This window comes from Micromonospora sp. CA-269861, assembly GCF_050948505.1.
Taxonomy (GTDB): domain Bacteria; phylum Actinomycetota; class Actinomycetes; order Mycobacteriales; family Micromonosporaceae; genus Micromonospora.
In genome coordinates this window covers 5,187,884-5,206,552 of record NZ_CP192014.1, presented here as the reverse complement: position 1 = coordinate 5,206,552, position 18,669 = coordinate 5,187,884, and the positions used below count along the sequence as shown (strand labels likewise).

Genomic DNA, 18,669 nt, shown 5'->3' with positions numbered 1-18,669 from the left:
CGTGGAATGTCGCGTTCTGCGGCTTATGCCGGCGCAGCAAGTGCAAGATCGCGGGAGGGGGAGGGCCGACACGCCCGAGGGGGCGTTCTGGGGGTGTCGGGCGTGTTCAACGGTGATGATGTCGGGGTGGGGGAGGACATCGGCACTGAGGGCAGGGCTGGCGGGCGCACCGCGCCCGGCGACCGTCGCGTAGGGCGTACCGCGGAGGCGGTTGCGCCGGCGGACGACGCGCGGGGGCCGGAACCGGGCGCGGCGGCGCGGGAGGCGGAACCGGCGGCGCCGGTGCCGCTGCGCGGTGTCGACGCGGCCGGCGGCCTCGCCGCGCTGCGCGGCCTGCTGGACCGGCCGCTGGCCTCCTACTACCTGCTCCTGTCCTGCGCCGGCCTGCTGCTGCTGATCGGGCTGACCATGGTCTTCTCGGCGACCAGCGTGAAGGACTACGCCGAGGACGGCAACGCCTCGGCGTCGGTGACCAAGCAGGCCATCTTCGCGGTGATCGGCATCGGCGCGTTCTGGGCCTGCCAGCGCCTGCCGGCCAGCACCTACCGCTCGCTGGGCCGGCCGCTGCTGTTCACCTCGATCGGGTTGTTGCTGCTGCTCAACCTGCTGCTCGCCTACGCCCGGCTGACCGACCAGGATTCCGCCCGGATCGGCCCGATCGAGGCGCGGCTGCTCTGGCTGTTCATCGGCGGGATCCAGGTGCAGCCCTCCGAGCTGGCCAAGTTCGCGCTGGTGTTGTGGGGCGCGCACCTGATCGCCCGCAAGGGCGCCGCGCTGGGTTGGTGGCGGGAGCTGGCCACCCCGCTCTTCCCGGTGATGGGCCTGCTCTTCGTGCTTGTCGGCTACAACGACGTGGGCACGATGCTCTGCCTGCTGGCCCTGGTGGTCGGCCTGCTCTGGGCCGCCGGGGTCCGGATGCGGGTCTTCGGCGCGCTGACGGTGGTCGGTCTGCTCGGCGTCGGTCTGCTCATCGCGGTGGCGTCGCTGGGCGCCGGCTCCGGCGAGCGGGGCGCCGACAACTACCGCCTGGCCCGCCTGACGCTCTTTCTCAACCCACCGCCGCCGGACAAGTGCGGCGACCCCTGCTACCAGTTCTACCAGGGTCGGCTGGCCATCGAGCACGGTGGCTGGTTCGGTGTCGGGCTGGGCAAGGGCAGCCTGAAGTGGGACTGGCTGCCCGAGGCGCACAACGACTTCATCTTCGCGGTCATCGCCGAGGAGTTGGGCGTGATCGGGTGCGTCGTGGTGCTCAGCCTGTTCGCGGTCCTCGCGTACACCGGGTTCCGGATCGCCCGGCGGGTCGACGACCCGTTCCGCCGGCTCGCCGCCACCGCCGTGACCACCTGGCTGGTCAGCCAGGCCGTTATCAACATCGGTGGGGTGGTCGGGCTGCTGCCGATCACCGGCCTGCCGCTGCCGTTCATCTCCGACGGCGGAAGTGCCCTGGTGGTGACGTTGGCCGGCGTCGGCATGCTGGCGTCCTTCGCCCGCGCCGAACCCGATGCGGCCAGAGCACTGCATGCCCGTCCGCCGGCCCGGTGGGTCCGACTACTCTGGGCCCCGTTGCCGCCGCTTCCCGGCCGGCGTCGCCGACCGGCGACGCCGCCCGCTGGCCGAGGGTCCGTGCCCCGGTCCCGCGAGCGGCGCCATGACGATCAGGCCGCGCCGCGCGGGGTCCGACAGGACCGGAGCCGGGGTACGGCGAGCGAGAGGAGACGCTGATGGGTCCGCTGCGTTCGGTGGTACTCGCTGGAGGTGGCACCGGGGGGCACGTCTACCCGTTGCTCGCCTTCGCCGACTGCCTGCGCCGACACGACCCGGGCGTCCGGATCACCTGCCTCGGCACACCCAGGGGCATGGAGAACGACCTGATTCCGCCGCAGGGCTACGACCTGCGGCAGATTCCGGCGTACCAGCTGCCCCGGTCGGTCAACATGAACCTGGTCCGCACCCCGGGCCGGATGTGGACAGCGGCGCGCGCCGCGGGCAAGGTGATCGACGAGGTGCGCGCCGACGTGGTCGTCGGCTTCGGCGGGTACGTCGCGGTGCCGGCCTACCTGGCCGCGTGGCGTCGTGAGCTGCCCATGGTGATCCACGAGGTGAACGTGCCACCGGGCGTGGCCAACCGGCTGGGCATGAAGTTCACCAAGAACGTCGCCGTCGGCTTCCCCAATCAGCCGAGTCAGGCCGAGTCGCTGCGGGACGCCACAGTGGTCGGGGTGCCGCTGCGCCGCTCCATCACCGGTCTGGACCGGTACGCGCTGCGCAACGCCGCCCGCGCCCACTTCGGGCTTCGCCCGGACCTGCCGGTGCTCTTCGTGTCCGGCGGGTCGTCCGGTGCCCGTTCGATCAACCTGGCGGTCTCCGGGGCGGCCAAGGAGTTGGCCCGCAACGGCGTGCAGGTGCTGCACGTGATGGGCGCCCGCAACGAGCCGGTGCCGATCCCCACCGACCTGCCGGTGCCGTACGTGACGCTGCCGTACCTGTCCGAGATGGAGCTGGGCTACGCCGCCGCCGACCTGATGCTGGCCCGGGGCGGGGCGATGACCGTCGCCGAGGTCTCCGCGATCGGGCTGCCCACGATCTACGTGCCGTACCCGCACAGCAACCAGGAGCAGCGGCGCAACGCGCTGCCGGTGGTGGAGGCCGGCGGCGGGTTGCTCGTCGACGACGGGGAACTCACCCCGGACTGGCTGGAGCGCACCGTCATCCCGCTCATCCGTGATCCGCAGCGGCTCTACACGATGGGCGCCGCAGCCGGGTCGTACGGCCGGCGCGACGGCGACGAGGCACTGCGCTCGTTCGTGCTGGCGGCGGTGAACCGATGACCGCGCAGTTCACCCCGGCCGGCACGCTCACCGCCGAGGACCTGGGCGCCGTCCACCTGATCGGGGTGGGCGGGGTGGGCATGCTCGGCGTGGCCCGACTGCTGCTCACCCGCGGCATCCGGGTGTCCGGCAGCGATCTGCGTGAGTGGCCTTCGCTGGCCGGCCTGCGGGCCCTCGGCGGCACCATCCATCTCAGCCACGAGGTGACGAACCTCGACGGCGTGGACACCGTCGTCTACTCGTCGGCCATTCCACAGGACCACCTGGAGCTGGTCGAGGCGCGTCGGCGTGGCCTGCGGGTGCTGCACCGCTCGGAGGCGCTCGCCGCGGCGATGACCGGTCGCCGGGCGGTGGCCGTCGCCGGGACGCACGGCAAGACCACCACCACCTCGATGGTGACGATGGTGCTCCAGCAGGCCGGTGTGGACCCGTCCTTCGTGATCGGTGGGGAGATCTCCGAGGTCGGCTCGGGCGCCCACCACGGCACCGGCGAGCACTTCGTGGTCGAGGCGGACGAGAGCGACCGCTCGTTCCTCATCTACCGCCCGTACGTCTCGATCATCACGAACGTCGAGGCGGACCACCTGAACACCTACGGCGACTACGCGACGCTGGAGGCGGCGTTCGTGGAGTTCGCCCGACTCACCGACCCGGACGGGTTCATCATCACCTGCGCGGACGACCCGGGCGGTCGGCGGCTGGCCGAGAGCCTGCGGTCCGAGGGACGACGGGTGTTCACCTACGGCGAGGCGGACGACGCCGACCTGCGGTTGACCGAGATGGTCTCCTCCGCGCGTGGGGTGCGCTACCTGGCCGCGATCGACGGCCGGTCGCTCGGTGAGTTCCGGCTGCCGGTGCCGGGGCGGCACATGGGGCTGAACAGTGCCGCCGCGGTGCTGACCACGTACCTGCTGGAGCTGCCGCTGGAGGCGGCGGAGGCCGCGCTCGCGGTCTTCCCCGGCGTGCGCCGGCGCTTCGAGCGCAAGGGTGTCGCGGACGGCGTGCTGGTCTACGACGAGTACGCCTACCACCCGACGTCGATGACGTTGGCGATGCAGACGTTGCGCGAGGTCGCCGGGGATGGCCGCCTGATCGTCGTCTTCCAGCCGTACCGGCTGTACCGCACCCGCGACAACCAGGCCGAGATCGCCGAGGCGCTGGCCATCGCGGACGAGGTGGTGCTGTTGGAGGTCTTCGGGCCGGGTGAGTTGCGTCAGCCCGGTGAGGGCTCGGCGGCGCTGATCGCGGCAGTGGAGCTGCCCGCCGACCGCAAGGTCTTCGTGGAGTCGTGGGAGCAGGCCCCGGTCGAGGTGGCGCGTCGCGCCCGCTCGGGGGACGTGGTGGTCACCATGGGCGCCCCGCCGATCTCGCTGATGGGTGACGAGCTGCTGGCCGCCCTGGGTGAGCGTACGGCCGGCTCGGCGCCGACCGCGACCGTCGACCCGGTGGCCACCACCCCGGCGATCGGTGATCCGGTGGCGGGTGGGGCCACGTCCGGTGGCGACGGCGCGGCTCTCGGTGGCACCGCCGTGCCCGGCGGCTCGGCGCCCACGGCCGGATGAGTCCCGGCCCGGCCCGAGGGCGGACCAGCGCCGCCGAGGGTGGCGCCCCGCGCCGGGGTCCGGCCCGGCGGTGGCAGCTGGTCCGGGCGGGCCGCGACGCGGTACCGCCCTCGACCCGCCGGTTCATGGCCCGTGCCCGGCAGCGCCGCATGCGTGCGGCGCTGCCGTGGGCGGTGGCCGCCGGTGTGCTCGCCCTGGCCGGGCTGGTTGCCTGGACGGTGCTCGGCACCGGGCTGTTCGGCGTGCGTGAGGTACGCGTGGAGGGTGCCGACCTGGTCACTCCGGTGCAGGTGCACGACGCGGTGGGCGTTCCGGACGGGGTGCCGCTGGCCCGGGTGGACCTGGCCGCCGCCGCCCGGCGGGTCGGCGCGCTGCCGGCGGTGGAGCGGGCCACTGTCTCCCGGGACTGGCCCGGCGCGCTGGTGGTGCGGGTGACCGAGCGGACCGCGGTGGCGGTGGTGCCGCAGGGGGAGGCGTTCGCCCTCATCGACCGGAGCGGGGTGGCGTTCCGGACGGTGGAGCGACGCCCGGCCGGCCTGCCGCAGGTGACGGTGGCCAGCCCGGCCGCCGACGACCCGGGCACCCGGGCCGCGCTGGAGGTGCTCGTCGCGCTGACGCCGCAGCTTCGCGCCGAGCTGGTGGACGTGAACGTGGAGGGGTTGGCCCGGATCAGCCTGCGGTTGCGGGGGGACCGGACGGTGGTCTGGGGCGACGCGACCCGGGGTACGGACAAGGCCCGGGTGGCCACCGCGCTGCTCGACGAGGACACCGATCGGATCGATGTGAGCGCGCCAGACGTGGTGACCTTTCGTTGACAGGTGAGCGCACGGGGACGTGACCCGTCGCGCTCCGCTCGGCGACACGCCGCCCGGGTCCTTGGCTCATCGCGCGGTGGCGCTTACGTTGCCCCGAAGAGCTTCAGTGGTTGACATAACTGTAAGCCTCTAGTAGAGGGTGAGGGTTCACCCCTGATCCTCGCTGGTGACAGCTGTCGTCGGCCGCTGGTCTGGCCACGCCGTACCCGGTCGGCCGAAGCCAATCTCGAAGAAAGGACCGGAGATGACACCTCCGCACAACTACCTGGCGGTCATCAAGGTCGTCGGCATCGGGGGTGGCGGCGTCAACGCCGTCAACCGGATGATCGAGGTTGGGCTCAAGGGCGTCGAGTTCATCGCGATCAACACCGACGCGCAGGCGCTGCTGATGAGCGACGCCGACGTCAAGCTCGACGTCGGCCGGGAGCTGACCCGTGGCCTGGGGGCCGGGGCCAACCCGGACGTCGGGAAGAACGCCGCCGAGGACCACCGCGACGAGATCGAGGAGGTGCTCAAGGGCGCCGACATGGTCTTCGTGACCTGCGGCGAGGGCGGCGGCACCGGCACCGGCGGCGCGCCCGTGGTGGCCAACATCGCCCGCAAGCTCGGCGCACTGACCATCGGTGTGGTGACCCGGCCGTTCTCGTTCGAGGGCAAGCGCCGCCAGGTGCAGGCCGAGACGGGAATAGACGAACTCCGCAACCAGTGCGACACGCTGATCGTGATCCCGAACGACCGGCTGCTGGCCCTCGGTGACCGCAACATCAGCATGATGGACGCGTTCCGCACCGCCGACCAGGTGCTGCTCTCGGGTGTGCAGGGCATCACCGACCTGATCACCACCCCGGGTCTGATCAACCTGGACTTCGCCGACGTCAAGAGCGTGATGAGCGGCGCCGGCAGCGCGTTGATGGGCATCGGCAGTGCCCGCGGCGAGAACCGCGCGGTCGAGGCGGCCGAGGCGGCCATCTCCAGCCCGCTGCTGGAGCAGAGCATGGACGGCGCGCGGGGCGTGCTGCTCTCCATCGCCGGCGGTTCCGACCTGGGCCTCTTCGAGATCAACGACGCCGCCCAGCTGGTCACCGACGCGGCCCACCCGGACGCCAACATCATCTTCGGCGCGGTCATCGACGACGCGCTCGGTGACGAGGTGCGGGTGACTGTCATCGCGGCGGGCTTCGACGGCGGCACGCCCGCGTACAAGGCGGCCGAGCCGGCTCGCAAGACCAACACCAACCAGCCGGCGCCGCAGAGCACTCCGGTGCCGACGCCGGCCACCAACCCGGCTCCGGCCCAGTCGCCACGTCGCGTGCTCTTCGACGACGTGGACGTCCCCGACTTCCTCAAGAACGGGTCCTGAGCACCGCCGATGACCGACAGCTCAGCCACGGTACGACCGGATCGGCGCGCCGAACTCGCGGCCGGTCTGGCCCAGGTACGGTCCCGGATCGATGACGCCTGCGCGCAGGCCGGCCGGGACCGCGCCGAGGTCACGATGATCGCGGTGACGAAGACGTACCCGGCCAGCGACGTGTTGGCGCTGGCCGGGCTCGGGGTCACCGACATGGGGGAGAACCGCGACCAGGAGGCAGCAGGCAAAGCCGCCGAGGTGGCTGCCGCCGGGGTGCGTCCCCGCTGGCACTTCATCGGGCAGTTGCAGCGCAACAAGGCCCGCTCGGTGGTCCGCTACGCCGACGTGGTGCATTCCGTCGACAGTGTCCGGCTGGCCCGGGCGTTGGCCACCGCGACCGCCGACCGGCAGGAGCCGCTCGACGCCCTGATTCAGGTGAGCATCGACGGCGACGCGGTCCGGGGCGGAGCGCTGCCCGATTCGGCGGATCCGGGCGCCGGGTTGGAGTCGGTGGCCGAGGCGGTGGCCGACGCGCCGGGGCTGCGTCTGGTCGGCCTCATGGCGGTCGCACCGCTGGGATGGGAGCCGGAGCGGGCGTTCGCCCGGCTCGCGGAGGTTGCCGGCGTGTTTCGGGCTGTCCATCCGGGAGCGACAGCGTTGTCCGCCGGAATGAGCGGAGATTTCGAAATCGCGATCCGTTACGGCGCGACACATGTCCGCGTCGGTAGCGCGTTGCTCGGAATGCGTCCCACGCTGCGGTAGCCTGACCGCGAGACAAGCAAATTACATCAGTGTTGTTTCAGGGGCGGGCGTCTCCTAGTCGGGGGTCGTGGCGCGCGACGCGAATCGCGCGCCGGGGGATTGCTGTTCCGGTCCGATGGGCATGGTTGTCCACTCGCGACGGGCGACATGGCACGGGGGCGCGTGCCGCACGGCGGACGGAAGGGCGCGGGATGGGTGCACTGCGCAAGGCGGGGGTCTGGCTCGGTCTGGTCGAAGAAGACGACGAGCGGGCCTACGACGACGGTGGCTACGACAAGGGTGGCTACCGCGACTCGCGTTACCGGCAGAGCCGGTACGCCGAGGAGTTCGCCGACGACGACGAGGACGACACCGAGGAGCCGCCGGCTCCCCGGCCGCGCGAGAGCGGGCGTGGTCGACTCTCCGAGCGGCCGAGCGGGCGGTTGAGCGAGTCCGAGCGCGGTGACGGTGAGCGCCCGGAGCGGGTCGAGCGGTCCAGCGTACGGTCGATCACCCGGTCGTCGGCGGGCGAGACCTCCGGCGCGCTGACCTACCACACGCGGGACAACCTGGCCCTCGCGCCGCAGGTCACGTCGCGTGAGCGGGCTCTGCCCGAGGAGGAGCAGCGTTACCAGATCACCACGCTGCACCCCACCACCTACCGGGAGGCGCGCACCATCGGCGAGCACTTCCGCGACGGGGTCCCGGTGATCATCAATCTCACCGAGATGGATGAGGCCGATGCCCGCCGTCTGGTGGACTTCGCCGCCGGGCTGGCGTTCGGTCTGCGCGGTACGATCGAGCGCGTGACCAATCGGGTGTTCCTGCTCTCACCGGCTAACGTCCAGGTCACCGCTGAGGACAAAGCCAAGATCGCTGAGGGCGGCTTTTTCAGTCTGAGTTGACCCCGCCCGACCCGAGGGACGTCGCTGACCGTGTTGTCGATCTTACTGCAAGTGCTGTACCTGATCCTTTATGTCTTCCTGCTCCTTCTTCTGTCCCGGTTCGTGTTGAGCGCCGTCCTGCAGTACGGCCGTCGCTGGCAACCGGGGCGTGGAGCATCAGCAGGATTGGAATCCGTGTGGAGCGTCACTGATCCCCCTCTCAACGCGTTGAGGCGTGTGATCCCTCCGCTGCGAATTGGTACCGTGAGCATCGACCTGGCCTCCCTTGTGCTCCTGGTTATCCTGTTCGTGCTGATGGAGTTCGTGTTAGGGCCGTCGATCAGGGCATCTGCCTGATGACCGACGCGCTTTCGCGGCCGCAACTGACCCGAGGAGTTTCGATGCCGCTGACCCCGGCCGACGTCCACAACGTCGCCTTCAAAAAGCCGCCGATCGGCAAGCGGGGGTATGACGAGGAGGAGGTCGACGCCTTCCTTGACGAGGTCGAGCGCGAGCTCGCCCGTCTCATCGAGGAGAACAACGAGCTGCGCGCCCAGGTGGAGCGCGGCGGCCGTGGCGGCGCCCCCGCAGGCCCCGGCGGCGACGCCCGACTGGCGGCGGAGCTCAACGACGTCAAGGCCCAACTGGACCGGGTGCAGCGCGACAAGTCGGCGGCCGAGCAGGCTGCCCGCGCGATGCAGGCCGAGCTGGAGCAGGTCCGCGCGACCGGCGGCCCGGCCGGCGGCGTCACCGGTGACGGTGAGCAGCAGGCCCTGCGCGTGCTGATGATGGCCCAGCGCACCGCCGACGACCACGTGTCCGACGCTCGCCGCGAGGCCGACCAGCTGCTGTCCGAGGCTCGCAGCAAGGCCGAGGAGGTGACCCGGGAGGCGCGCGCGAAGGCTGACGCCCTTGAGCGGGACGCCCGCCAGCGGCACCAGGAGGCCATGGGCGGCCTGGACGCCAAGCGCACGGCCCTGCAGAAGCACATCGAGGAGCTCAAGCAGTTCGAGCGCGAGTACCGCACCCGGCTCAAGGCGTACCTGGAGAGCCAGCTGCGTGACCTCGACGGTCGCGGCCAGGGCCTCGAGGCCGAGATGACCCGCTCCGAAGCCGGCCGGGTCGCTGGCGGCAACGGGCTGGCCGCAGCGGGCCTCGCCGGTTCGTACGGCGGCGGCGGGCGCTCCGGCGCCCTCGAAGCCGGACGCTGAGCACCGGCCGGCGATCGCTGTCCGCCAATGGTGACGGTCGCCGGCCCTGCCTGGACGGTTCGACGCGGCGGGGGTGAGCCGTGATAGTCGCAAGTCTTCTGCTCATCCTCGTCGCGGTGGTGCTACTGGTGCTCGGCCTGGCCGGTGGCTCCAGCTTCTTGTTGGTCATCTCCATCGCGGCCAGTCTGCTGGCCGCCGTGGCGTTGGTGGTGGGCGCCCGCCAGGCAGCCGCCAACCGTGCCATGGCGGATCCCGGCCGGCCCGACCCGCGGCACCCCGACGCACCCCGCATGGCCAGCCAGGCCACACCGGGTGTCGCGTACGGACCGCCGCTGGTCGAGCCGGAGGTGCCGGTCCAGCACGTGCCCACGACGTTTGGTACCGGCGGCGCCGGGTGGCGGCAACCACCCACGCCGCCGGTCGACCACGCGCCGATCGATGACGCGTCGCCGTTCGACTCGCGCGTCGACGACGCGTCGCCGTTCGTGACTCCGGCGGACGAGGCGTCCTCGCGTTCCCGGCCCGTCAGCCCGGCGTCGCCGATCGCGGCGTCGGCCGATGACGTGTTCGACCCCGCGGTTTCGGCGGTCGACGAGCCGGCCGCCCAGCAGATCACGGCCGCCGAGGCGGCCCGGGTGGCCCGACTGCTCGACGACGTCGAGGTCGTCGACGGCCGCCCCCGATACCACCTCGACGGCTGCCCCCACCTGGTTGGCTGGCAGCCCGAGACGCTACCGGTCGCCGAGGCCGTGGAGCTCGGCTTCACTCCGTGCGCGCACTGCGCGCCGGCGACCGCTCTCCTCGCCGACGCCCGGCCGATCTGAAGCGGGCGCCGGTGCCCGCGCAGGACACGCTCACCGTGGCGGTACGGGTGAAGCCCGGGGCCTCCCGGGACCGGATGGGTGGCCGCTTCGACGGCCCGCACGGGCCCGCTCTCGTGATCGCGGTCCACGACCCGGCCGTCGACGGTCGGGCCACCGAGGCGGCCCGCCGGGCGCTGGCCGGCGCGTTGGGCGTCCGGCCGGCAGCGGTGTCACTGCGCACCGGCGCCGCCAGCCGGGACAAGCTCTTCCTCGTCGATCGGCCCGGCCCGGAGATGCCAGAGGTGCTGCGCCGCCTGCGCGACGGATCCGCCGAGTGAGGACAGCCCAGGCAAGGCAGCCGTGACGCCCGGGTTGGATATCGCGCTGCTGCTCGGTGCGGCAGTGCTGCTGGTCGCGGTCGGCGCGGTGCGACTCTCCACCCGGCTCGGTGTGCCCAGCCTCCTGGTCTACCTGGCGTTGGGCGTGGCGATCGGCGAGAGCGGGTTGGGCATCCGTTTCGACGACGTCGAGCTGACCCGGACCCTCGGCTTCTGCGCGCTGATCGTGATCATCGCGGAGGGTGGCCTCACCGCCCGGTGGACCACGCTGCGCCCGGTGCTCGGGCTGGCCTCGGCGCTCTCCACGGTCGGCGTGATCGTCAGCATCGTGGTGGTCGGCGTCGCCGTGCACCTGCTGCTGGGGCTGGACTGGCGGTTGGCGCTGCTCTACGGCGCGGTGCTCTCGTCCACCGATGCGGCGGCCGTCTTCGCCACCCTGCGCCGGCTGCGGTTGCCGCCTCGGCTGGTGGCGACACTCGAGGCCGAGTCGGGGATGAACGACGCCCCGGTGGTGCTGCTGGTGGTGCTGCTGTCCCACCGGGGGTTTTCTCATCCGTGGTGGTACGAGGCCGCGCTGGTCTGCTACGAGCTGGGCGTCGGTGCGGCGGTGGGCCTGGCCGCGGGCGTCGCCGGCACCTGGGCGCTGCGCCGGGCCGCGCTGCCCTCGGCCGGGCTCTACCCGATCGCCGCGGTGGGCATCACCGTGCTGGCGTACGCCGCGGGGGCGGTCCTGCACGCCTCGGGCTTCCTCGCCGTCTACGTGGCCGGGGTGCTGCTGGGCAATGCCCGTCTGTCGCACCGGCAGGCGATTCTCGGCTTCGCGGACGGGCTGGCCTGGCTCGCCCAGATCGGGTTGTTCGTGCTGCTCGGGTTGCTGGCCTCGCCGGGCCGGCTGGACGCGGCGGTGCTGCCCGCGGTGGTCGCCGGGCTGGCCCTGGTGCTCCTGGCCCGTCCGCTGTCGGTGGCCGTCTCGGCGTTCCCGTTCCGGGTCGGCCTTCGCGAACAGGCGTTCCTGTCCTGGGCCGGGCTGCGCGGGGCGGTGCCGATCGTGCTGGCCACCATTCCGCTCTCCGAGCGGGTGCCCGGCGCGGAGCGGCTCTTCGACGTGGTCTTCGTGCTGGTGGTGATCTTCACGCTGGTGCAGACCGGGACGCTGGGGCCGTTCGCCCGTCGGTTGCGGGTGACGGCGCCGGCCGAGGCCGCCGAGATCCACGTGGAGACCGCGCCGCTGGAGCGGATGCGCGCCGACCTGCTCCAGGTGGAGGTGCCGCCGGGCTCGCGACTGGCGGGCGTGCACGTCGACGAGCTGCGGCTTCCGCTGGGCGCGTCGGTGACCCTGGTGCTGCGCGACGGCGTGGGTTTCGTGCCCGCGCCGGACACCCGGTTGAAGACCGGCGACAGTCTGCTGATCGTGGCGACCGCCGGGGTGCGAGATGCCGCGGAACGGCGGTTGCGGGCCGTCAGTCGGCGGGGTCGTCTGGCCCGATGGTTTGGTGAGTACGGGGATGAGGTGGTCAATTGATCTGCTAGCGTTCCCTTTGCCCCAGTTAGGCAGGGCTAGGGGCTGTTAGACGGTGCGACGGTGCGGCACGTTGTCGGACGCCTGTACGTTCCGTATTCTTGCCAACCTCCGGAGTGCGCGGCCAACGTCGCCGCGCGCCCCTTTTCGTACATAGGGGACGCCCTGGTCGGCGCCCCCTGACCAGGCGCCGCGGACCGCGCGGTTCCGCCGGCCGAGGGAGCGACCCATGGCGAAGCCAGCCGACACCAGGACCGCCGGGCGCAAGCCGGCGGCCAAGGCCACCCGCAGCACGGCGGAGACCGAGAAGATCCGGGCGGCGCTGGCGGCGCGGCGGGACGAGCTTCGTGCCGAGTACGATCAGACGCTGAGTGAGATCACCGAGCTGCAGCGCGATCGGCTGACCGACTCGGCCGGGGACGACCAGGCCGACACGGGCACCAAGACGCTCGAGCGGGAGCAGGAGATCTCTCTCGCCAACAGCATTCTGGAACGGATCACGCAGGTGGAGCGCGCTCTGGAGCGCCTCGACGAGGGTGGTTACGGCTGGTGCGAGCGGTGCGGCAACCCGATCCCGGTCGAGCGCCTCGCCGCCTTCCCGTCGGCCACCCAGTGTGTGACGTGCAAGCAGCTGGAGGAGCGGCGCTGAGGTCCGTTCCCCGGCGGCGATGAGACGGTGAGCGATCACCGCCAAGACTGTCGATGGGGAGCGCATGACCGCAGTACCGTCCGCCGAACCCGGCCGCACCGACCCGGGCGGCGGCACACGCCGGCCCCGGGCCGTCGCGATTCTCGCCGGGGTCGCCCTGGTGGCCCTGCTGGCCGACCTGGTCACCAAGCACCTCGCGCTGGCCGCGCTGACCGACCGGGAGCCCGTCAAGCTGCTCGGCGGGTTCGTCTACCTGAGCCTGACCCGCAACAGCGGCGCGGCCTGGAGCATCGGCGCCGACCACACCTGGGTCTTCCCGCTGATCACCATCGGTGTGGTCGGCTGGATCGTCTGGATGGCACTGCGCCTGCGCTCGCTGCCCTGGGCGATCTCCCTCGGCCTGGTGCTGGGTGGCGCGTTGGGCAACCTCGTCGACCGGATCTTCCGGGCGCCGTCCCCCTTCCACGGGCACGTGGTCGACATGATCAGCCTCTTCGACCCGTACGGTCAGGTCTGGCCGGTGTTCAACCTGGCCGACAGCTCGCTGGTCTGTGGCGTGCTGCTGGCCGTCCTGTTGGAGCTGACCGGCCGCCAGCGTGACGGCCGGCGGGCGGGTCGCGACGGCGACCCGGCCACCACTGACGCCGCGTCGGGCGCCGAACAGAGGGAGCGGGCATGACCTCCGCGTTCGCCGCTGGCGGCGACCACCGTTCCCTTCCGGTTCCGGACGGCCTCGACGGCATGCGCCTGGACCAGGCGGTGTCCCGCCTGTTCGGGCTCTCCCGCACCGCCGCCGCAGCCCTCGTCGACGCCGGAGACGCGCTTGTCGACGGCTCCGTCCGGCCCAACTCGCACAAGGTCAAGGCCGGCTCCTGGCTGGACGTCACGCTGCCCGCCCCGGTCGCACCGCCGACTGTGGTGCCGCAGGCGGTGCCCGGCCTGCGGGTGGTCTACGCCGACGACGACATCGTCGTGGTCGACAAGCCGGTGGGGGTGGCAGCGCACCCCAGCCCTGGGTGGACCGGGCCGACGGTGATCGGCGCGCTCGCCGCGATCGGGCACCGCATCTCCACGAGCGGCGCCGCCGAGCGCCAGGGCGTGGTACACCGGCTCGACGTGGGCACCACCGGGATCATGGTGGTGGCCAAGAGCGAGCAGGCGTACACGGCGTTGAAGCGGGCCTTCAAGTACCGCGAGGTCGACAAGGGTTACCACGCGGTGGTGCAGGGTCACCTGGACCCGCTGCGCGGCACCGTCGACGCGCCGATCGACAGGCACCCCACCCACGATTACCGGTGGGCGGTGGTCTCCGGCGGCAAGCCGAGCATCACCCACTACGACACCCTGGAGGCGTTCCCGGCGGCGAGTCTGGTCGACGTCCGGTTGGAGACCGGCCGGACCCACCAGATCCGGGTGCACTTCTCCACCCTGCGGCACCCCTGTGTGGGTGACCTCACCTACGGCGCCGATCCCACCCTCTCGGCCCGTCTCGGCCTGGCCCGACAGTGGCTGCACGCCCGCGAACTGAGCTTTTTGCACCCCCGAACGGGGGACGAGGTCCGGTTCGTCAGCGACTACCCTGACGATCTGGACCGTGCGCTCCAGATCCTGCGTGACTGAGCGGCGACCGCCCGACACCGATCCACAGAGGGGATCCCGCCCGTGCGCGCCGGCAACCTGCTGCGGCAGCTGGACCAGCGGCTGCTGCCGCCGCTGACCCGGGCCGTGGCCCGGCTGGGCGACAGGTCGGCGCGGTCCGGCGTGCTCAGCTGGGCCGCTGTGCTCTCCGCGGCTGCGGTGCTGGGCACCGCCGTCTGGGCCGTCGACGACACGCCGGTCGGCGACCGGACGGTGGGCGAGGTGACCCGGGTCGGCGTTGCCGACGGCGACTCCGTCCCCGGCTACCTGCGGTCGGCCGCGGCCGACCTGGCCGCGCTGCCCGCTCCGGCCGCCGAGGGCGGCACGTACGCCCTGGTCACGCTCGACGCGTACCTGCCACCGCAGCGGCTGGCGACGGTGCTCGGCGACGTCGGGGTCTCGACCGTCTTCGGGCGGGTTCCGCTGCCCGGCCGGCAGACCGAGATCGTCAGGATCCCCGCGCTGCGGGTGCCCGACGATGTGGTCGCCGGGATGGGTGAGGTGGCGGTCCGCAAGGAGACCGAGGCCGCCGACTACCGGGCCAGGGCCGCCGCGGTCAACGGCGACGGGGTGGGCGAGCGGGAGCTGCGGGAGCAGTACGCCAGCGGCGCCGAGGTGGCCGCCGCCGAGGCGGCCGCGTACCGCACCGGCTGCGCCTGCGTCTACGCGGCGGTGGTCCGCGCGACGCCGGTGGCGCTGCGCGGTGTCGCGGCCCGGCCGGACGTGCGGGCGGTCGACCCCGCTCCCGAGGTGTACCGGCTGGACCGCACGGTCTTCACTCCGCCCCTGCCCGAGCAGCGCGACGTGGTGCGTCCGCCGGCCGACACCGGGCCGAGCGCCGTACCGACGCAGGGCGAGCGGCCAGCGCCGGCGATCAGCGCACCGGCGCCCTCGGCGTCCGTGGGCGAATCGTCGGAACCTGCACCAGTCGTGACGATTCCGTCACCCGAACCGTCGACGCCGGAGCCCACCGAGTCGGTGCCGCCGAGCGTCACCACCTCGCCGGACGCCACCGTCGCCGAGCAGTCGTCGCCACCGCCGTCGTCGTGATCTGCGCCGGCTGGTGTGCGCTCTGAGGTGTAGTCCGAATAGGGTTGGGTTCGTAGCCTGTCAGACGGAGATCGATGGCGCTGGGAGGGCGGGCCGTGGAGGGCAGTGAGACCGGCTGGGGCCGGCCGGCCGAACCAGCGCCGCGGTGGCGCGCGTTGTTGGACCGCGCCCGGCTGGGCGGTCGCGGCGCGGAGCAGACCGAGCCGGAACGGCGCGCCGACGAGCCACCACCGGACCCGCTGCCGCGGCGTGCGGCCCCCAACGGCTACGCCGGGCGGGCACCCGCCATCGGGCATCCGGCCGACCTGACGTACGGCGCGGAGCCTGGTTACCGGGCCGAGGCGACCTACCGGGTCGACCCCGCCTACCGGGCCGAGCCGGCGTACCGGGCCGAGCCGGACTATCGAGCGGAGCCGGCGTACCGGACCGAGCCGGGATATCGGGCCGAGCCGGACTACCGGGCCGAGCCGGCGTACCGGTCCGAGCAGCCCGGCTATCGCGCTGAGCCCGGCTACCGGGCCGAGCCGGGCTACCGTGCGGAGCCGGACTACCGCGCCGCGCCCGGCTACCGCGCCGAGCCGGACTACCGCGCTGAGCCGACGTACCGGGCCGAGCCTGAGCCGCCGCCACGCGGCCCCGACCCGGTCCCGTCGCGTTACGCGTTGCTGGACAACGGCTACCGGCCGGGCGACCCGCCGGTCGAGTCGCGGTACGCGCTGCTGGAGACCGGCTACCAGCCGGAGACCGGCTACCCGGCGGTCGCGCCACCGCCACCGCCTCCGCCGGTCGCCCCGCCGCCCGCGCCGCCGGTCGCCGCGCCAGTCGTGCCGCCCGTCCCGCCGCCGCCCACCCCGACGGTCGGCTCGGCGGTCGCCGAGCGTGCCTACCCGGCCCGCATCGAGTGGCGGCCACAGGCCGTCGACCAGGAGCAGGAGCGCGCCAACGGAGTGCTCCAACGGGACCTGGGCACGCCCCGGGTGTTCGCCTTCGCCAACCCCAAGGGCGGGGTGCACAAGACGACCGCCACCGTGCTCGCCGCGGCGACGGTCGGCAGCGTCCGCGGCAAGGGCGTGCTGGCCTGGGACGACAACGAGCTGCGCGGCACCCTCGGCCTGCGCGCCGGCAGCGCCCGGCACGCCCGGACGATCCGGCACCTGATCAGCGACCTGGCCCAGATCGAGATCCTGGAGGACGCGACACTGCTGGACCGGCTGGACGACTACCTGCGGCACGCCTCCGACGGCTCGTACGACGTGCTGGCCGGCGAGGAGAGCCCGCGCTTCGCCCAGCGACTGGACCAGTTCACCGTCCGACGTGTGCTGGAGCTGCTGCGGCGTACCCACGACGTGGTCTGCGTGGACACCGGCAACAACGTGGAGAGTCCCAACTGGCGCACGGTGATGCAGGCCGCCGACCAGCTGGTGGTGACCACCGTGCCCCGGGAGGACGCGGCGTTCAGCGCGGACTGGATGCTCGACCTGCTGCACGAGGAGGGCATGGGCGAGTTGGCGGACAACGCGATCACCCTCATCTCCTGCCCGACCCCGGGCCGCTCGACGCTCCAGGACGACCTGGAGCGGCACTTCGCCACCCGTACCCGTGGCGTGGCCGTCGTGCCGTACGACCCGGCGCTGGAGACCGGATCGTCGATCGAGTACCACCAGCTCCAGCCGGAGACCCGGCAGGCGTGGCTGCGGGCCGCGGCGATGATGGTGGAGCCGTTCGCCCGGTGAGCTGGTCTGCCGCCACCGGAGCCCCGCTCTCGCGCCGGGCCTGAGAGGATCATCGGGTGAGCCCGGACAACCCCGATCCTGAGCGGCCCGTCGACGAGCCCGACCAACCCGCGCCAACCCGTACGCCGGGCGCGCAACCGCCGGAGGTCGACCCGTCGGCCGGGACAGCGCCGGGCGGGTCCGACCCGGGCCAGGTGCCGCCCTCGGCGGCGTACCAGAGCTCGTTGGACCTTCGGTTCGACGAACCGCGCCGTCCGCTGCGTGCCGTGGCGACGGTGCTGGGCGCCGTGCTCGCGCTGGCCGCGCTGGGTGTCCCGCTCGGGCTGCTCTGGGCCGCGCTCGCGCCGGACACTCCGGTGCTCAAGACTGCCGAGGGGGCGATCTACGCCGAGCCGCAACCGGAGCAGCCGATCGCGGCCGATGGCTGGTTCAGCCTGCTCGGGCTCGCCTTCGGGCTGATCGTGGCGCTCGCCCTGTGGTTCGTGCTGCGTCGGCGGCGCGGCCCGATCGGGCTGCTCGCCGCGGTGCTCGGCGCCCTGGTCGCCGCGCCGGTGGCCTGGCAGGTGGGGCGGCGGATCGGCCTGGCCACCTTCGACCGGTTGCTGGACACCGCCCCGGCCGGGCAGGCCTTCAGCAAACCCGCCGACCTGCGGGCCGGTGGGGTGGACTGGCTGCTGGGCGTGCTGCCGGTGCCGCACGGCAACCTGCTGTTGCCGGCGTTCGGGGCCGCTGTCATGTACACACTGCTGGCCGGCTGGTCACGGTGGCCGGGCCTACGCCCGGAGCCCGAGCCGGCGGATTTCAGTTGGGTGTCGGCGGGGACGCCAGCTCCGCCAGCGGCACCGGAACCGCCCGCACCTGACGCAGCAGAGCCGCCTCGCGGTTGAGCAACCGCAGCTCGGCGCGGAGCCGGGAGGCGGTGTCGTCGATCGCCAGCAGCCGTTGCCGGTCGTCGACGGTGAGCGCCGCGGTCGCCGCCACCAGGTGCGAGAGCACCGTCGGGTCCTCCGGCAACTGCTCGGAGATCTCCTCCGGGTCGGAGCGGATCAGGCCGAGGTACTGCCGGAACACCGCGATCACCCGGGCGGCCAGCAGATCGGCCACCTCGTCCGGGCCGCCCGGGTCGGGCAGCCACTCGACGTCGGCGGTCAGGTAGGGCTGCGCGCTGTCGTCGACCTCGGCGATCCGGAAGCGACGGCGGCCGACCGTCACGATGTCGAAACCACCATCGGCGAGCTCGGTCACCTGGCGCAGCTCGGCGGTGCAGCCCACCTCGTGCAGCGTGACCTCGCCGACGCTCGGCGTCGCCCGCCCGCCGGGGCCGGCGGGCGCGACCTCCCAGCCGGCCTGAATGGCCACCACGCCGAACTCACGCGGGGCACCCTCGGGCAGGTCGACCAGGTGTCGGACCAGCGCCCGGTAGCGCTCCTCGAAGATGTGCAGCGGCAGCACCAACCCGGGAAAGAGCACCGTTGCGAGCGGGAACACCGGCAGCCGTGCGGTCACATGGTCGAGCCTAACCAATCCCGCCCCCGGGGGCGTGGCCC

At 72.8% G+C, this 18,669-nt stretch carries 19 protein-coding genes; 18 read left to right on the top strand and 1 reads right to left on the bottom strand.

The annotated features are described in order from the left end of the window. Window positions 1-282 precede the first annotated feature (282 nt). The 18 genes from ACQP0U_RS23710 (at window position 283) to ACQP0U_RS23625 (ending at window position 18,009) form a co-directional block, all read left to right on the top strand. Window positions 283-1,722, top strand: a complete 1,440-nt coding sequence (locus ACQP0U_RS23710) for an FtsW/RodA/SpoVE family cell cycle protein (protein WP_433321070.1) — start codon at window positions 283-285, stop codon at window positions 1,720-1,722. Continuing rightward, window positions 1,722-2,828, top strand: a complete 1,107-nt coding sequence (murG, locus tag ACQP0U_RS23705) for an undecaprenyldiphospho-muramoylpentapeptide beta-N-acetylglucosaminyltransferase (protein WP_433310905.1) — start codon at window positions 1,722-1,724, stop codon at window positions 2,826-2,828. The genes ACQP0U_RS23710 and murG overlap by 1 nt, the downstream gene beginning before the upstream one ends. Continuing rightward, window positions 2,825-4,390: a UDP-N-acetylmuramate--L-alanine ligase gene (gene murC / locus ACQP0U_RS23700; RefSeq protein ID WP_433310902.1), complete on the top strand. Its 1,566-nt coding sequence runs from the start codon at window positions 2,825-2,827 to the stop codon at window positions 4,388-4,390. The genes murG and murC overlap by 4 nt, the downstream gene beginning before the upstream one ends. Continuing rightward, window positions 4,387-5,205 carry a cell division protein FtsQ/DivIB gene (locus ACQP0U_RS23695; protein ID WP_433310899.1) on the top strand — a complete coding sequence of 273 codons (819 nt, stop codon included), beginning with the start codon at window positions 4,387-4,389 and terminating at the stop codon, window positions 5,203-5,205. Before murC ends, ACQP0U_RS23695 begins: the two co-directional genes overlap by 4 nt. 244 nt (window positions 5,206-5,449) lie before the next feature. Next, window positions 5,450-6,565 (top strand): cell division protein FtsZ, encoded by a 1,116-nt coding sequence (gene ftsZ, locus ACQP0U_RS23690; RefSeq protein WP_433310896.1) that lies wholly within the window; start codon window positions 5,450-5,452, stop codon window positions 6,563-6,565. Window positions 6,566-6,574: 9 nt separating this feature from the next. Then, window positions 6,575-7,318, top strand: a complete 744-nt coding sequence (locus ACQP0U_RS23685; RefSeq protein WP_433310893.1) for a YggS family pyridoxal phosphate-dependent enzyme — start codon at window positions 6,575-6,577, stop codon at window positions 7,316-7,318. Between the two features lie 191 nt (window positions 7,319-7,509). Further along, complete coding sequence (locus ACQP0U_RS23680) at window positions 7,510-8,202, top strand: cell division protein SepF (RefSeq protein ID WP_433310890.1); 693 nt, start codon at window positions 7,510-7,512, stop codon at window positions 8,200-8,202. 30 nt (window positions 8,203-8,232) lie between these two features. Then, window positions 8,233-8,538 carry a YggT family protein gene (locus tag ACQP0U_RS23675; protein ID WP_030334503.1) on the top strand — a complete coding sequence of 102 codons (306 nt, stop codon included), beginning with the start codon at window positions 8,233-8,235 and terminating at the stop codon, window positions 8,536-8,538. Between the two features lie 44 nt (window positions 8,539-8,582). Beyond that, complete coding sequence (locus tag ACQP0U_RS23670) at window positions 8,583-9,392, top strand: DivIVA domain-containing protein (RefSeq protein ID WP_036411965.1); 810 nt, start codon at window positions 8,583-8,585, stop codon at window positions 9,390-9,392. Between the two features lie 80 nt (window positions 9,393-9,472). Continuing rightward, the gene (locus tag ACQP0U_RS23665) at window positions 9,473-10,216 is read left to right on the top strand and encodes a hypothetical protein (RefSeq protein ID WP_433310887.1); all 744 of its coding nucleotides are present in this window, start codon (window positions 9,473-9,475) and stop codon (window positions 10,214-10,216) included. Window positions 10,217-10,227: 11 nt separating this feature from the next. Continuing rightward, window positions 10,228-10,533 (top strand): DUF167 domain-containing protein, encoded by a 306-nt coding sequence (locus ACQP0U_RS23660; protein WP_433310884.1) that lies wholly within the window; start codon window positions 10,228-10,230, stop codon window positions 10,531-10,533. A 22-nt stretch (window positions 10,534-10,555) separates the two neighbouring features. After that, complete coding sequence (locus tag ACQP0U_RS23655; RefSeq protein ID WP_433310881.1) at window positions 10,556-12,055, top strand: potassium/proton antiporter; 1,500 nt, start codon at window positions 10,556-10,558, stop codon at window positions 12,053-12,055. 226 nt (window positions 12,056-12,281) lie between these two features. Continuing rightward, window positions 12,282-12,701: a TraR/DksA family transcriptional regulator gene (locus ACQP0U_RS23650; protein ID WP_184177075.1), complete on the top strand. Its 420-nt coding sequence runs from the start codon at window positions 12,282-12,284 to the stop codon at window positions 12,699-12,701. A 64-nt stretch (window positions 12,702-12,765) separates the two neighbouring features. Continuing rightward, complete coding sequence (gene lspA, locus ACQP0U_RS23645; protein ID WP_433310876.1) at window positions 12,766-13,380, top strand: signal peptidase II; 615 nt, start codon at window positions 12,766-12,768, stop codon at window positions 13,378-13,380. Continuing rightward, window positions 13,377-14,321 (top strand): RluA family pseudouridine synthase, encoded by a 945-nt coding sequence (locus ACQP0U_RS23640; RefSeq protein WP_433310873.1) that lies wholly within the window; start codon window positions 13,377-13,379, stop codon window positions 14,319-14,321. The genes lspA and ACQP0U_RS23640 overlap by 4 nt, the downstream gene beginning before the upstream one ends. Window positions 14,322-14,363: 42 nt before the next feature. After that, the gene (locus ACQP0U_RS23635; RefSeq protein WP_433310869.1) at window positions 14,364-15,389 is read left to right on the top strand and encodes a hypothetical protein; all 1,026 of its coding nucleotides are present in this window, start codon (window positions 14,364-14,366) and stop codon (window positions 15,387-15,389) included. Window positions 15,390-15,463: 74 nt separating this feature from the next. Then, window positions 15,464-17,122 carry an AAA family ATPase gene (locus ACQP0U_RS23630; RefSeq protein WP_433310866.1) on the top strand — a complete coding sequence of 553 codons (1,659 nt, stop codon included), beginning with the start codon at window positions 15,464-15,466 and terminating at the stop codon, window positions 17,120-17,122. Window positions 17,123-17,178: 56 nt separating this feature from the next. Next, the gene (locus ACQP0U_RS23625) at window positions 17,179-18,009 is read left to right on the top strand and encodes a DUF2567 domain-containing protein (RefSeq protein ID WP_433310863.1); all 831 of its coding nucleotides are present in this window, start codon (window positions 17,179-17,181) and stop codon (window positions 18,007-18,009) included. Here the strand turns inward: ACQP0U_RS23625 and ACQP0U_RS23620 are convergent. Further along, window positions 17,924-18,628 carry an LON peptidase substrate-binding domain-containing protein gene (locus tag ACQP0U_RS23620; protein WP_433310860.1) on the bottom strand — a complete coding sequence of 235 codons (705 nt, stop codon included), beginning with the start codon at window positions 18,626-18,628 and terminating at the stop codon, window positions 17,924-17,926. The genes ACQP0U_RS23625 and ACQP0U_RS23620 overlap by 86 nt on opposite strands. Between the last annotated feature and the right edge of the window lie 41 nt (window positions 18,629-18,669).

Coding starts and splice junctions, on each gene's coding strand:
- murG (WP_433310905.1), top strand. CDS start 1,722: ATGGGTCCGCTGCGTTCGGTGGTACTCGCTGGAGGTGGCACCGGGGGG.
- murC (WP_433310902.1), top strand. CDS start 2,825: ATGACCGCGCAGTTCACCCCGGCCGGCACGCTCACCGCCGAGGACCTG.
- ACQP0U_RS23695 (WP_433310899.1), top strand. CDS start 4,387: ATGAGTCCCGGCCCGGCCCGAGGGCGGACCAGCGCCGCCGAGGGTGGC.
- ftsZ (WP_433310896.1), top strand. CDS start 5,450: ATGACACCTCCGCACAACTACCTGGCGGTCATCAAGGTCGTCGGCATC.
- ACQP0U_RS23685 (WP_433310893.1), top strand. CDS start 6,575: ATGACCGACAGCTCAGCCACGGTACGACCGGATCGGCGCGCCGAACTC.
- ACQP0U_RS23680 (WP_433310890.1), top strand. CDS start 7,510: ATGGGTGCACTGCGCAAGGCGGGGGTCTGGCTCGGTCTGGTCGAAGAA.
- ACQP0U_RS23670 (WP_036411965.1), top strand. CDS start 8,583: ATGCCGCTGACCCCGGCCGACGTCCACAACGTCGCCTTCAAAAAGCCG.
- ACQP0U_RS23650 (WP_184177075.1), top strand. CDS start 12,282: ATGGCGAAGCCAGCCGACACCAGGACCGCCGGGCGCAAGCCGGCGGCC.
- lspA (WP_433310876.1), top strand. CDS start 12,766: ATGACCGCAGTACCGTCCGCCGAACCCGGCCGCACCGACCCGGGCGGC.
- ACQP0U_RS23640 (WP_433310873.1), top strand. CDS start 13,377: ATGACCTCCGCGTTCGCCGCTGGCGGCGACCACCGTTCCCTTCCGGTT.
- ACQP0U_RS23630 (WP_433310866.1), top strand. CDS start 15,464: ATGGCGCTGGGAGGGCGGGCCGTGGAGGGCAGTGAGACCGGCTGGGGC.